The 14,595-nt window shown below is 33.8% G+C and carries 15 protein-coding genes; 9 read left to right on the plus strand and 6 right to left on the minus strand.

Annotation, left to right across the window (positions count from 1 at the left end; translation table 11 throughout):
• Positions 1-5: 5 nt before the first annotated feature.
• Genes QV06_RS04530 through QV06_RS04555 form a run of 6 tightly spaced genes read left to right on the plus strand, consistent with a single transcriptional unit; the run spans position 6 to position 6,151 of the window.
• Positions 6-992, plus strand: coding sequence for a 3-oxoacyl-[acyl-carrier-protein] synthase III C-terminal domain-containing protein (locus QV06_RS04530; protein WP_065237130.1), 987 nt, complete (start codon positions 6-8; stop codon positions 990-992).
• Positions 977-1,948 (plus strand): NAD-dependent epimerase/dehydratase family protein, encoded by a 972-nt coding sequence (locus QV06_RS04535; RefSeq protein WP_209435879.1) that lies wholly within the window; start codon positions 977-979, stop codon positions 1,946-1,948. The genes QV06_RS04530 and QV06_RS04535 overlap by 16 nt, the downstream gene beginning before the upstream one ends.
• Complete coding sequence (locus tag QV06_RS04540; RefSeq protein ID WP_065237132.1) at positions 1,926-2,744, plus strand: MBL fold metallo-hydrolase; 819 nt, start codon at positions 1,926-1,928, stop codon at positions 2,742-2,744. Before QV06_RS04535 ends, QV06_RS04540 begins: the two co-directional genes overlap by 23 nt.
• Positions 2,719-3,963: a F390 synthetase-related protein gene (locus QV06_RS04545; RefSeq protein ID WP_065237133.1), complete on the plus strand. Its 1,245-nt coding sequence runs from the start codon at positions 2,719-2,721 to the stop codon at positions 3,961-3,963. Before QV06_RS04540 ends, QV06_RS04545 begins: the two co-directional genes overlap by 26 nt.
• On the plus strand, positions 3,960-5,063 hold the full coding sequence (locus QV06_RS04550; RefSeq protein WP_065237134.1) for an ATP-grasp domain-containing protein: 1,104 nt from the start codon (positions 3,960-3,962) through the stop codon (positions 5,061-5,063). Before QV06_RS04545 ends, QV06_RS04550 begins: the two co-directional genes overlap by 4 nt.
• Positions 5,063-6,151 (plus strand): hypothetical protein, encoded by a 1,089-nt coding sequence (locus QV06_RS04555; protein ID WP_065237135.1) that lies wholly within the window; start codon positions 5,063-5,065, stop codon positions 6,149-6,151. Before QV06_RS04550 ends, QV06_RS04555 begins: the two co-directional genes overlap by 1 nt.
• A 63-nt stretch (positions 6,152-6,214) precedes the next feature.
• Here QV06_RS04555 and QV06_RS04560 read toward each other — a convergent pair whose 3' ends face one another.
• On the minus strand, positions 6,215-6,877 hold the full coding sequence (locus QV06_RS04560; protein WP_065237136.1) for an NAD(P)H-dependent oxidoreductase: 663 nt from the start codon (positions 6,875-6,877) through the stop codon (positions 6,215-6,217).
• 171 nt (positions 6,878-7,048) lie between these two features.
• Between QV06_RS04560 and QV06_RS04565 the strand changes: the two genes are divergently transcribed.
• The gene (locus QV06_RS04565) at positions 7,049-7,423 is read left to right on the plus strand and encodes a winged helix-turn-helix transcriptional regulator (RefSeq protein ID WP_348536857.1); all 375 of its coding nucleotides are present in this window, start codon (positions 7,049-7,051) and stop codon (positions 7,421-7,423) included.
• 31 nt (positions 7,424-7,454) lie between these two features.
• Here the strand turns inward: QV06_RS04565 and QV06_RS04570 are convergent, their stop codons facing one another.
• From QV06_RS04570 to gpt, 5 genes are all read right to left on the minus strand, one after another.
• Positions 7,455-8,786 (minus strand): sensor histidine kinase, encoded by a 1,332-nt coding sequence (locus tag QV06_RS04570; RefSeq protein WP_065237137.1) that lies wholly within the window; start codon positions 8,784-8,786, stop codon positions 7,455-7,457.
• Positions 8,768-9,430, minus strand: coding sequence for a response regulator transcription factor (locus tag QV06_RS04575; RefSeq protein WP_065237138.1), 663 nt, complete (start codon positions 9,428-9,430; stop codon positions 8,768-8,770). Before QV06_RS04575 ends, QV06_RS04570 begins: the two co-directional genes overlap by 19 nt.
• Positions 9,431-9,512: 82 nt before the next feature.
• Positions 9,513-11,057 (minus strand): phosphoethanolamine transferase, encoded by a 1,545-nt coding sequence (locus tag QV06_RS04580; protein ID WP_065237139.1) that lies wholly within the window; start codon positions 11,055-11,057, stop codon positions 9,513-9,515.
• A 75-nt stretch (positions 11,058-11,132) separates the two neighbouring features.
• Positions 11,133-11,720, minus strand: coding sequence for a D-sedoheptulose 7-phosphate isomerase (gene lpcA / locus QV06_RS04585; RefSeq protein ID WP_065237140.1), 588 nt, complete (start codon positions 11,718-11,720; stop codon positions 11,133-11,135).
• Between the two features lie 29 nt (positions 11,721-11,749).
• On the minus strand, positions 11,750-12,208 hold the full coding sequence (gene gpt, locus QV06_RS04590; protein WP_065234819.1) for a xanthine phosphoribosyltransferase: 459 nt from the start codon (positions 12,206-12,208) through the stop codon (positions 11,750-11,752).
• A gap of 137 nt (positions 12,209-12,345) precedes the next feature.
• On the opposite strand from gpt, the gene QV06_RS04595 reads away from it, so the two are divergent.
• Together QV06_RS04595 and ubiE are read left to right on the plus strand one after the other, a co-directional pair.
• Positions 12,346-13,806: an aminoacyl-histidine dipeptidase gene (locus QV06_RS04595; RefSeq protein ID WP_065237141.1), complete on the plus strand. Its 1,461-nt coding sequence runs from the start codon at positions 12,346-12,348 to the stop codon at positions 13,804-13,806.
• Positions 13,807-13,815: 9 nt separating this feature from the next.
• Positions 13,816-14,595 carry a bifunctional demethylmenaquinone methyltransferase/2-methoxy-6-polyprenyl-1,4-benzoquinol methylase UbiE gene (gene ubiE / locus QV06_RS04600; RefSeq protein WP_065237142.1) on the plus strand — a complete coding sequence of 260 codons (780 nt, stop codon included), beginning with the start codon at positions 13,816-13,818 and terminating at the stop codon, positions 14,593-14,595.

The following is a 14,595-nucleotide window of genomic DNA, read 5'->3' on the forward strand; positions in this document are numbered from 1 at the left end:
ATAAAATGGTGAAGCAAGGTATCAATATTCTTGGGATTGGTAAGGCGTTACCGACAAAAGTTGTGTTATCAACGGATATAGATAAGCGTAATCATCTTTCGTTAGGGACAACAGAAAAAGTAACAGGATTAGCAAAAAGGTGCTTTTTAGCGGAAGATCAGACAGCAGAATCTTTACTGGATCAAGCAATTAGAGAAGCATTAGCAGAAGCTAATCTCCAAGTTGATGATATAGATTGTATTATTAATGCTAGTGCGATTGATCAACAAGCTATTCCCTTTAACGCTGCTTCAACCCACCGTTTATTAAACCCTAGCAAACCTATAGCTGGGTTTGATATTAATATGACTTGTCTTAGTGTCCTTAGGGCTTTTGATATTGCTTCTCGACTATTAGACGATTATAAGCATATTTTAATTGTTTCTTGCGATATTGTGTCTGCTGGATTGGATTGGTCAAATATCCGAACGGCAGGTATTTTTGCAGATGGGGCAACTGCAATGGTAGTGACTTCTAGTCAAACTGGAGGAATTATTTTATCTAATTTTGAAGTACATTCTGAAGGTTATGAATATTGTAGAATTCGTGGTGCAGGTCATAAAATTACCCCTCATAATTATGCGGGTAATTATCAAGATGTTCTGTATTTTGAAATGAATGGCAAAAAACTTTATAAATTAAGTTCAACGATATTACCTCGTTTTATTGAAGAGAGTTTAGCATCTAAAAATTTGACACTAGATGATATTGATTGGATTGTACCTCATCAAGCGAGTCAATCGTCATTAGATCATGTGGTCAAACTATTAAATATTAAAAGAGATAAGTTTATTGATATTTTCAAAACACATGGCAACCAAGTTGCATCATCTATTCCAAGTGCGTTACATACCTTATTCCGTACACAGCAGCTCAAAAGTGGGCAAAAAATTATGCTAGTTGGGACAAGTGCTGGTGTTGGATTAGGATTAGTTGTGTGGCAGGTGCCATAATGAAAGCGATTATTACTGGTGCAACAAGCGGTCTAGGTCGGAATCTGTTAGAGTTTTTAGTCGCAAAAAATTGGCAAATAATTGCCTTTGGTAGAAATGAAACGATTGGGCGGGAGTTAGGCGTTGAGTTTTATGCGTTTGATCTTAGTGATAAAGCACTAACGAAGAAGTATTTTCAAAAGGCAGATGTTGTTTTCCATTGTGCAGCGTTATCTTCTCCTTGGGGTGAATATGATAATTTTTATCAAGCTAATGTAGTTGCTACAGAGAATGTACTAGAGGCAATGTCTGACTATGGTATAAATAAAATTATACATGTTTCCACACCAAGTATTTATTTTAATTTTCAAGATCAATTTAATATTCAAGAAGAATTTATTAGCCCTCATTTTGTTAATCATTATGCAGCAACCAAATATATGGCTGAACAGAGGGTATTAAATAGCTCAATTCATTCCGTTGTTATTAGACCAAGGGCAATTTTTGGTGAGTATGATAATGTTTTATTACCGCGATTAGAGAAAATTGCACGTAAAGGATTTATGCCATTAATTAAAAATAAGCAGACGGTAGTTGATGTAACTTATGTCGGTAATGTGGTATATGCCTTATATTTAGCAGCAATTAATGATGTTCCGACTAAATCTGTGTTTAATATTACTAATGATCAGCCGATGGAAATAAGTCAAATTTTTTCGATGGTGATCAAAACATTAAAGCTAAATGCTAAGTTTAAATATGTGCATTATCCGCTACTGTATAGTGTAGCGACATTGTTAGAAGGAATTGCAAAATTAGGTTTAATCGCCGAACCGTTTTTAACTAGATATAGTATTGGCGTAATTAGTAAGAGCCAAACCCTTGATATTTCTAAGGCTAAGAAAATTCTAGGTTACCAACCAATTTACTCAATAGAGGAAGGTTTAGAGAGATATGCAAAACATAGAAATCTTTGAGGTTGGATATTGCGTGCATCCTGAATTTGTGGTGTTAAAAGGAGGACGTTTTAAGCATATTCAATTCCCTGCGATGGTGGCGTTAATTGAACATCAACGAGGAAATCTTCTGTTTGATACTGGGTATTCTGAACATTTTTTCACAGCAACTTCTCACTTTCCTGAGAAACTATATGCATTAACTACGCCAGTAACATTAGATCAACCATTAGTGAAAAGAATTAATAAACAAGTTGATTTTATTTTTCTTTCACATCTACACGCAGATCACATTGCTGGAATTAAGGATTTTCCAAATATTCCAGTGTATTGTTCAAAAGAAGCTTATTTATTTAGTCAAGATAAAACCATTTCTGTTTTTAATAAAACCAAAAAGGGAATTTTACCTGCTCTATTAGATCAAGAATTTGCACAAAGAGTAATGTTTATTGAAGATTTACCAGAAGTTGTTTTACCAGAGAAATTAAAGCCATTTGAAAAAGGGTATTTATTATTTGATGATATTTATATCATTTCATTACCAGGGCATGCAAAAGGGCAATATGGCTTATTTTATAGTAATTACTTCTTTATTGCGGATGCGGTATGGAATATGAAAACTATCACCGAAAATAGAAGACCCAATATTTTAAGTGCTATTGTAATGGAAGATTGGAAAAGTTATCACGAAACAATAGATAAACTACAACTATTATATAAAAATTCTCCAGATATTCAGATTATTCCTACTCATTGCTCATCAACATTAAAGCAATATTCTAAGGATAGCTATGTTAAAGAAACTAAAAATTATTAAACAGTTTTTAAAAACAAAAAACTTTTATGATCGAGAAGGTTTAGTTAAACATCAGCAACAGGCTATTGTTAAATTACTCAGTCATCTGAATAGTGATTTTTATCCAAAGTCGCTACAACTAGAAGATTATCTAGTTATTAATAAAAGTATTTTTATGCGTAACTTTGATAAGATTAATACCGTAAATATTACCGAGCAAGAGGCTTATCAAATTGCGATAGAGAGTGAAAAAACAAGAAATTTTTCTAAAAAACTAAATAAGATAACTGTAGGTTTATCTTCTGGTACTAGCGGGAATAGAGGAATATTTTTGGTAAGTGAAGAGGAATCTGCATTGTGGGCGGGCTATATTTTAAAACGAATGTTACCTAAGCCTTATTGCCAAAAACATAAAATTGCTTTTTTCTTACGTGCAAATAGTAATTTATATGAAAGTATTAATAGTTCTTTAATCTCTTTTGTTTTCTATGATTTATTGATTCCAATTGAAAAACATATTGATTCACTTAATACATTTCAACCAACGATCATTGTCGCACCAGCCCAAGTTTTAAAATTATTAGCCTTAAATCAAGAACTGAAAATTAAACCGAAAAAAATTATTTCAGTTGCAGAAGTATTAGAAGATGATGATAAGATAATTATTGAACAACGCTTCTCAAATAAAGTTGATCAAATTTATCAATGTACAGAAGGATGCTTGGCTCATACTTGTGAGGCAGGTAATTTACATCTCAATGAAGATATTGTTTATATTGAAAAAGCGTGGATTGAGAAAGAGAGCGGAAGATTTTCACCGATTATTACTGATTTTAATCGTACCTCTCAACCTATTATTAGATATAAGCTAGATGATATTTTAATTTTAGATGAAACACCATGTCCTTGCGGTAGTGTATTTACCCGAATAAAAAAGATTGAGGGGCGATGTGACGATATATTAAAAATGAAAACGATAGCCGGTGAAGATTATCTGTTATTCCCGGATTTTGTCAGAAATACGATTATTTCATCTTCTGCCAAAGTAGAAGAATATCTGATTAGGAAACAAAAAAATGAGTTGAATATTTATCTAAAACCGCTAAGTGCAAAGGATGAAATTGAGGTTGCGTTATTAGATTTATATCAAAGACATCATTTACAACCTTTAACACATTATTATTTTGCCTATCAACCTGAACAATTAGATAAGAAAAGAAGACGAGTACAAGAGTTATGAAAGTACTAATTACTTCACCAAGAGCCCCTATTAGTATTGAGTGGATAAAAATTGCTATCAGATCTTCGTATGAAGTGATTTTAGTTGATTCCCTTGATTACCCAGTTGGTAAATTTTTTGATCATCATATTACTTATATCAAAATACCTGCACCTCGATTAGATTTTACGGGATATTGTGAGCAGATGAAGATTTTGTTATCTCAAGTTGATCTCGTTATTCCTAATTGTGAAGATATTTTTTTCTTATCGAAAGTAAGAGAGATATGCAAAACAGAAGCACTATTTTTAATGCCAGAACACACGTTATTACTAGAGTTGCACAATAAATTTTTATTTCAGAAATTTTTAAATAACTATGTTAAGTTTCCAGAAACAGTGTTGATTACTGATAAAAAAGAAATTAAAGAAGATGCTAATACAGTATTAAAGCCAGTATTTTCTAGATTTGGTAGAAATGTTGTTCGTGGAGTTACAGCAGAAAAAATAAAAGATATTGTAATCAATGAAGAATATCCTTGGGTTCAGCAACGATATATTCAAGGAAAACCTTTATGTAATTATGCAGTATGCCAAAATGGTAAAGTTATTTCTCAAGTGGTTTATTTGCCAAAGTATTTACTTAACCAATCGGCTTCAACTTATTTTGAATATTATGAAGATAGGCGGATTAACGCTTTTACTGCACTATTTGCTGAACAAACAAATTATACTGGGCAAATAGCTTTTGATTTTATTGATGATGGAAAAGATCTTTATATTTTAGAATGTAATCCTAGAGCAACGAGTGGCTTACATTTAATTTCTGCTAATATTAATATTTCTATGAATAGAACCCTTTATAGTGTAGGTAAGATAGAAAAATGTGCTTATAGAATAGGGAAAACATTATTTTTATTTTTTGTGTTACCTGCTTTATTTAAAGGCAAGTTCAAAGCATTATTAAATGATTATAAACAGGCAAAAGATGTATTGGCGGAAGTTCCAGCATCTGCACAACTCTTTTCATTTTATGAAATGATTAAATATATGTTGAAATATAAAAAATCATTAACAGATGCAACAACCTTTGATATTGAATATGATGGGAAATACAATTAATGTTTAAGAATATATCATCAAAACTTTTTGATATATTTAAGAAATATCATTCAAAAGAGATGATTGCTAATTTAGATGCTAAAGTTATTAAATATAAACTGAATGAAGTTGAGATTATCACTACTGTAGTTGATGACATTAAGCCTAACTGTTATGTTGCTTCGATATATAATGCAACCGTAGCCTATGCAGAAGATGAGTTAAGTAAAATAACGATAAAATATCAGAAAATAATTTCAATAATTCTTATTAAATTGTTTAGCTTTATTTTAAAAGTTATCAATATAGATAAAATACAAATGTTGAATAATTATATGTTATCAACAAATTTTTATCCTGAATCATTTAATAGTATTGATTTACAAAAATTGAGAGAAATGGCAATCAATGACTATCCAGCTCATACACTGCTATTGCGTAGTGTGAATAATATACAAAATCATAGTTTGTATTGTAATTTGTTAAAAGATAATTGGTTACCCATTACATTTAGGCAAGTTTACTTATTTAATGATTATTCTGAATGTGATAAACATATTAATTATCGAAGAGATAAAAAATTAAGGGATGATAAACGTTATGAATTTATAGAAGTAGGTATAGAGAATTTTTCTTTATTTGAAAGAGCAGTAGCGCTTTATAATCAACTTTATCTAGATAAATATTCTCAACACAATGTGCAGTTTACCCCATTATATTTACAAGAATTAGTAAAAAAAGAGATTCTACATTTAAGGATGCTTTATGATCATAAATATAATAAATATGTTGGTGTGGTAGGCTTGATTGGAGAAGATAATATAGTGACCGCGCCTATTGTTGGTTATGATTTTAGTTATTCTAAAAAAGAGGCGCTATATCGTAGGGTGATTGCTTATGCGATTGAATATGCTAGAGATAATAAGTTACAACTGAATTTAAGTTCTGGCGCCGGGCAATTTAAAGTAGGACGTGGAGCAACAGCAGAATTAGAATATATTTTTGTTTATACAAAACATTTATCATTAGTAAAAAGAGTAATTTGGTATCTAGTGAGTATTATCTCTAATCACTTTTATGCAGGATTATTGAAAAAACTAAAACTATAATTTAGGAATATTTTAAAGTTATAAAGGTTAGGGCAGTTCAACTACCCTAGCCTTATTGATTGATTATTTAACCCATTGAACAATATCTTGGAGTGCTTGACGAGTTTTAGCCGGTTGTTCTTCATCACGATAACCAAAGCCAACCATCACAGATACACCAAAGTGTTGCGGATCTAAAACACCTTCTTCGATTAAAATATTTTCAACTGCTTCACGATTAAATCCTTCGATTGGACAAGAATCAATTCCCATCATAGCTGCCGCAGTCATCATATTTGCCATAGCAATATATGTTTGTTTACTTGCCCAGTCAAATAAACTGGTATCGCTGCTTGCGATAGCAAAGTCTTTGGTTTGCCACTCTTTGAATAAACTGCTCATTTTTTCAATAATTTCACGTGGTTTATGCTGAATATCGGTCATGATATGCTCTAAATAAGCTGAACCATAACGAACGTCATCTTGTTTACGCGCTAAGATAATGACAAAGTGACTTGCTCCCTCAAGGCTTCTTTTTGCACCCCATGCTACGGGAGCAAGTTTATCTTTAATAGCTTGTTTTTCAATGACGAGGAATTTCCAAGGCTCAAATCCAAAAGAACTTGGAGAAAGGCGAGCTACTTCTAGAAGTGTTTGGAAATCTTGTTCACTAATAATTTTATTAGGATTAAATTTTTTACAAGCATAACGAAATTGGAAAGGTTTAAGTACATCTACATTATTCATCTTATTATCACCTTTTGTGTTTAACAAATTAGGCGGGCACTATATCACCATATAACAATAATGGAAAGTACGTACAGAAGTAATATATAATATACTTAATTTTACTTAAATATCATTTTTATACTATTGGGTTTGCCATTAATGATGAATAAAAAGTTTGGAGCACAGACTATGCAATCAGAAGAAATAAATGCACATACTATGACCCCTAATTGTTCGGATCAACCTTGTCCTATTGAAATTGCATTAGACATTATTGGTGGAAAATGGAAAGGGGTGATTTTATATCGGCTATTAGGTGGGACTAAACGATTTAATGAATTACAAAAACTGTGTCGAAATATTACGCAACGTACTCTTACTTTACAGTTACGCAGTTTAGAAAATGATGGCTTAGTGAAACGGACAGTGTATGCAGAAGTACCGCCACGTGTAGAATATACTCTGACACCATTAGGTGCATCTATGGAGCCAATTATTCAAGCGTTATTTGATTGGGGTGTGGAATATAAGCAAAAGATTAATAATCAGAATGTAATGGAATAATTATAAGTAAGGGGAATTTTGTTTAAATTCCCTATTTCTTCTCAAGAAATGTAATTTCAATTCTCAAGCCATGTTCATATTGTAACGCTGGTTTTAATTGGATAGTTCCTTGATAATGTTGAACTAAAGTATTAGCAATCGCTAATCCTAAGCCAGTTCCCTGCTGTTGGGTACCTAGTATGCGATAAAAAGGTTTTAGCACTTTATCGTATTCTTCAGCAGGCATACCCAAGCCATTATCTTCAACACTAATTACAATTTTTTGATCGGTTTTTGTTACTGCAAGATCAACAAGACTACCGACTGGGGAATATAAAATCGCATTTTCAACAAGAATTTTTATAATCGTAAATAAATCAGTTTCACTAATTTTGAGCATATAGTCTTGTTCTGTAATGACCCCAATATCAATGTCTTTTTGTTCAGCGAGAGGTAATAACGTTTCAATTACTTGTTTAAATGTATTTTTAATTGAGATTAGCCCGATATCTGAAGATGATTGTTGTGCTTGACTACGAGCAAAAGAGAGTAATTGATCCAATAGATGGCGATTGCGTTGAATAGCTATGACAAGCTGTTCAATTTGTTGTTTAGTTTCTGTTGGAACGGTATGGGCGGTAAGGCGTTCTGCCTGCAAAGAAAGTACTGTCATTGGAGAACGTAATTCATGGGCTGCATTGGCAATAAATTGCTGTTGTTCTTTCACTGATTTATCTACTTTTTTCAGTAGGTGATTGATAGCATTAATAAAACTATGCACTTCATAAGGTGTGTTAGCTAATGGAATGACACTGAGATCATTTTCATTACGCTGTTTGATTAATGTAGATAAACGGCGTAAAGGGATAAAAGTAAAGTTAATGACTAAAATACCCAATAAGATAACTAAAGGAATAAAAATTAAAAATGGCAATATGGTTTCCCACGTGGACTCAATCGCTTTTTTGGTTCTGAATTCAGTTTCTTGCATCACTGCGATACGTAAGGTCTTAATTTGTCTTACATAAACACGGAACTCTTTCTTATTAATTCTGATGGTATAGAAACCTTCATACATTTGATTTAAGAATGGAATAAAATACTTATCACGAGGTGGAGTTAATGAAGTTTGCACATAGATTTGGTTATCATCGTTATTTAATGGCATTTCTTCAGCTAATGCACTACGCAAAGAAACGAAACGAGCTGTTTGAATCAGCCAATCATCTTGTAATTGATAGGCAGCATAAAAAGCATTATATGCGGTAGTAATGCCTGTAATTCCTGCAGTTAATAAGGTAACAATGACCAACGTAACGGTTAACTTCGCCTGAATTGAAGAACGCCATTTACGTAGGAGATTGGTTATTTTGGAATAGTCCAACCGACACCTCGAATATTTTTAATTGCTTCTTTGCCGAGTTTTTTTCTTAATGAATGAATTAAAAAATCAACGGCATTACTCTCTACCTCTTCACCCCATCCATAAATTTTATCTTCCAAATCACTACGAGAATAAATAACACCTGGATGTTGTAATAAGACTTGTAGAATCGCAAACTCTTTGTTGGTTAATTGGTGAATATCATTGGTTGTTAATTGCTGCACTTGATAGGTTTTCAGATTAAGTTTTAATGTGCCGTAACAAAGCTCTGAAGTAAGGTGTTCGCTTTGTTTACGTAGTGCTACACGGATACGAGCGAGTAATTCCGCCATATCAAATGGTTTGATAATATAATCATCTGCTCCACCGTCTAATCCCTGCAATCGACTAGGTAGATCATCCCTTGCAGTGAGAATAATAATTGGAAAACGGTATTGCTGTTGGCGTAATTGGGCTAAGACAACTAATCCATCTTTTTTAGGTAAACCTAAATCTAACAATACGAGATCATAAGGTTGTGCCTTGACAGCAGCTAATGCTAATTCACCATTTTCTACCCAATCGACTGCATAACTGGCATCTTTTAGGCTTTCTGATAAAGCGTTGGCAATCATCGGGTCATCTTCAACTAATAGAATTCGCATTGTATTATCCTCTAAACAATGAGTTAGATTATTTAGTTATTCGCAGTAAATTGATACATCGAAATTTACTGCGAAGCAAAGATTATTTTCCACGAATATCAATTGCAGGATCACGTTTTGTTTTTGGTAAACGGCCTTCTAAGCCGTAGTCATCAGGATCATCTTTGCAATTAAATAAATCAAATTGTGGGGAAACTTTTTCATTAGTAATTTGCATCCAATTCGCAATAGATTCTGTAAAGTTTAATCCTGATTTAAAGCTCTTACATTTAGTATGTTGTTGGCTATCGGATGAGGTCATAAATAGCGGAACATCATGGTGTAATGGGCTTCCTGCATTATTAAAGAACAGAATTTCTCCATCAATGGTTTTATGAGCTAAGCCATGATCAGCAAAATAGATCATTGTGAATGGTTGCTGTTCAGTTTGATATTGCTGTTGTAAAGCTTGATAAACTTGAGCCAAAAGATCATCTGTTTTCTTAATCGAAGAAACATAACAGCTTAAATATTGATATTTTTTATTTTTCACTGGTGCAATATTTTTATAATCTTTAATTCGATCACACGCTTTAGGATGAGAACCATAAAGATGCAAAACAATAAATTTGGCTTGATCGGTTTTTTGTTGTAAGACCTGTTTAAAAGGGGCTAATAATTCGAAATCGCTAGAATCATTATGAATAGAGTCATTATTAGCAATAAAATATCTTTCATCATTTAAATTGGCAATGGCGGTGATTGGCGTATCAAATTCACCTAAGAAGCCTTGATTTGAAATCCAATAAGTTTTGACACCTGAGGCCTTAATTAGATCGATCAAAGTGAGTGAATAATTTGGTGCCCAACGTTTAGTATCTGGTTTTGTCAGCATCAAACGTAGTGAGGCAATAGTATTACTACCGGCGGATTCGAAACCATCCACTAATACACCATTTGTTTTTTCAATAAATGGAGTATTTTCGATCGGATAGCCATAAGCATGTAAGTAATCTCGTCTGACACTTTCCCCAATAACTAAGACATAATTTTTATATTTACCTGAGAATTTTGCTGGTCCCCATTCACTTTCTAACTGTAATTGATTAAGTTTGAATAGTTCATCTTTCACTTGACCCGCAGCAGTGAAAAAAGTATGGAAAAAGGCAAATGGCGTTTGATTTACCAAGGCAAAGAAAAGGATTAGACAGAGTAGAGTTTTATTCCGATAAAATTTGAGTTGGAAACGTTGTGTGAGATAACGAAAAAAGAGCAATAACGGAATAATAGCTATCGCCATCGCATAATATTTAAGTGGAATTTGTTGTAAAAATTCAGTACCTTCAGCGATATTTGTTGCTAATACAGAAGCCAGATATTGATAATTCGGTTCGCCAAACATTAATCCAACGGGGGCATAAAGGGTATAGGCTAAAGCAATAGGAATTACAATGGCGTAAAAAGCAATCCGTGAAGCATTAAAAATTAGGATTAATGCTGCGAGCAATAAAACATCTTGTAGTTCTACTTGCTTACCACTGCCCATCAGCATAAAGAGTGAGGCAAAATAGAGAACAACTAGGGCAAGAATAATGATAAAGAATTGTCTTAATGTAATACGTTGCAATAAAGAGGAAAAGACTTTCATTATGGTGTGCCAACTCAAACAATCAATAGACAAAAAATTAGGGGAGAACTTCTCCCCTAGATACAGATAAATTAATTAGGCGTTATCTTTCGCCATTTCAAACTCAATTAACATCATTAAGATATGAATTACCTTAATGTGAATTTCTTGAATGCGATCAGCATAGCCAAAATGAGGAACTCGAATTTCAACATCAGCTAAACCTGCCATTTTACCGCCATCTTTACCAGTTAAAGCAATAACTTTCATACCTTTGGCTTTGGCTGCTTCAATAGCATTTAATACATTTTTAGAGTTACCAGAAGTGGATAAACCAAATAACACATCGCCTTGCTGTCCCACTGCTTCTACATAACGTGAAAAGACATAATCATAACCAAAGTCATTACTTACACAGCTTAAATGGCTAACATCAGAAATTGCAATGGCAGGATAACCTGGACGATTTTCACGATAACGCCCCGTCAATTCTTCAGCAAAGTGCATCGCATCACAGTGTGAACCACCATTACCACAGCTTAACACTTTCCCGCCTTGCTTAAAGCTATTAGCAATTAATAATGCGGCATCTTGGATGAGTTGAATATTTCTATCATCAGATAAAAATTTATCTAATACATCAGCAGCTTGCGTAAGTTCTGCTTTAATTTGTGCTAAATACATAAGCAACTCCAAATATCTTTTGCTTAAAATTATTTACGAGAGAGAGGTGGAACAAAGGTAATACCCATATCCCAAGGTTGTTCGATCCAAGTATTTTGTGGAATATCAACAATATAATCATCAACTAATGGTGCACCAGTTGGTTTAGCAAACACAGTAACAAATTTTGCTTTTGGATACATTTCACGAATTGCACGTGCAGTATTACCTGTATCAACTAAATCATCTACTACAATAAAACCTTCGCCATCACCTTCTGCACGGTGTAATACTTTTAATGTACCTTGTTGATCATGATCATAGCTTGCAATACATACAGTTTCGACTAAACGAATACCTAATTCACGTGCAATAACAGCAGCAGGGAATAAACCACCACGACTTACAGCAATAATACCTTTCCATTGAGATGCCGGAAGCAAACGTTCAGAAAGTTTGCGTGCGTGCATATGAAACATATCCCAAGTAACAACGTATTTTTCGCTCATAATAACTATACCTTATGTTTTTGATTTGAAGTGATAAATAAAATTGCGTAAGGATAACCTGAAATTGTTTTTCGTGCTATCATTTAACGCAATTTCTTTTTATTTTGGATAAAAATTACGATATTCGAGGGAGTTTTATGTCGTCAATTACTGAATTATCACCAAAACTTATCTGGAAATGGTTTGCAACCATCTGTTCAATTCCACATCCATCTCACCATGAACAAGCACTCGCAGATTTCATTATAAATTGGGCAAAACAAAAACAACTCTGGGTAGAACAAGATCAAACCGGCAATATCTTAATTCGTAAACCTGCAACACCAGGTATGGAAAATCGTCAGCCAGTTGCATTACAAGCACATTTAGATATGGTGCCACAAGCGAATAAAAATACACCGCATAATTTCCTTACTGATCCAATTATTCCTTATGTTGATGGTGATTGGGTAAAAGCAAAAGGAACAACGCTAGGGGCTGATAATGGGATTGGAATGGCATCTTGTTTAGCGGTATTAGAGAGTGAAGATCTTGCCCATCCAGCATTAGAAGTATTACTTACAGCAACAGAAGAAACAGGGATGGTAGGTGCATTAGGGTTGCAACCAAATTGGTTACAAAGTAGCGTGATGATTAATACCGATACTGAAGATGAAGGTGAAATTTATATTGGTTGTGCAGGTGGCGAGGATGTTGATATTCGTTATCCTGTGCAATGGCAATTTGTTAGCGAAACTGAACAAGCCTTACATTTAGCATTAACTGGCTTAAAAGGCGGTCATTCAGGCGCAGAAATTCATCTTAATCGTGGTAATGCAATTAAATTATTAGGAAGATTATTAGAACAACTTGCCACACAACAAGTAGATTTCCGCTTAGCTGACATCTCTGGTGGTTCAGTTCGTAATGCGATTCCGAGAGAAGCCTTTGCGACAATTATTGTGCCAACGAATTCGGTAGCATTGTGTAAACAAACCTTACAACAGTTAGTAGCTGGATTACAGTCTGCTTTATCACAAGCGGAAACCAAATTGCAATTTGAGGTTTCTGATGCTAAAGCGACACAAGGGATTTCAAACACACAAACACTTGCCTTACTAGATTTAATTAACAGCTTACCAAACGGCGTGGTACGTTATAGTGATGCGTTACCAGATGTGGTAGAAAGTTCGATTAGTTTAGGTGTATTAGAAACGAGAGAACAAGAAGTTAAATTTACCTTATTAGCACGTTCATTAAATGAACATGGACAAGATAGTGTGGTTAGTTTAGTTCGTTCTGTTTGTCGTTTAGCTGGAGCAGAAGTGAAATTTTCTGGACGTTATCCAGGCTGGGAACCGCAAGCAGAATCAGCAATCGTACGCCAAACTAAAGCGCTTTATGATCAAATTCTTGGTAAGGAGAGTGTGATTAAAGTAATTCACGCTGGTTTAGAGTGCGGTTTGATTAATAAGGTCTATCCACAAATGGAAATGGTGTCGATTGGACCAACAATTTTAGGAGCGCACTCACCAGACGAGCGTTGCCATATTCCAGCAGTATCAACTTATTGGCAGTTATTGACTCAACTGTTAGCAACGATACCAGAAAAGAAATAAGGATCGTCAATGGAACAACTTAATAAAAATCAACAAACTGAAATGGGAGAAGATGTTACCCATTTTGGTTTTAAAACAGTGGCAAAATCAGAAAAACAAAAACTGGTTGCTAATGTTTTTCATTCTGTGGCAGATAAATATGATTTGATGAACGATCTTTTATCATTTGGTATTCATCGTGTTTGGAAGCGTTTTACCATTGATTGTAGTGGGGTAAGAAAAGGGCAAAAAGTGCTAGATCTGGCTGGTGGAACAGGCGATTTTACAGCAAAATTCTCTCGATTAGTTGGGGAAACTGGTCAAGTCATTTTGGCTGATATTAACGATTCTATGTTACAAGTTGGCCGTGAAAAATTACGTAATTTAGGCGTAGTGGGGAATGTGGAGTATGTGCAAGCAAATGCGGAAATGTTGCCGTTTGCAGATAATACATTCGATTGCATTGTAATTAGTTTTGGGTTGCGTAATGTAACGGATAAAGATAAGGCCTTACGCTCGATGTATCGTGTGTTAAAACCGGGTGGTCGTTTATTAGTATTAGAATTTTCTAAACCAATTTTAGAGCCATTGAGTAAAGTGTATAACTTTTATTCATTCAATATTTTGCCAAAAGTGGGCGAAGTCGTAGTGAATGATGCAGACAGTTATCGTTATTTGGCAGAGTCTATTCGGATGCACCCTGAACAATCTGTATTAGAACAGATGATGATTGATGCTGGATTTGAACAAACACAATATTACAATTTAACCGCAGGGATTGTAGCGTTACATCGTGGTTATAAGTTTTAA

It is taken from the genome of Gallibacterium genomosp. 3, from assembly GCF_001678475.1.
GTDB lineage: Bacteria > Pseudomonadota > Gammaproteobacteria > Enterobacterales > Pasteurellaceae > Gallibacterium > Gallibacterium faecale.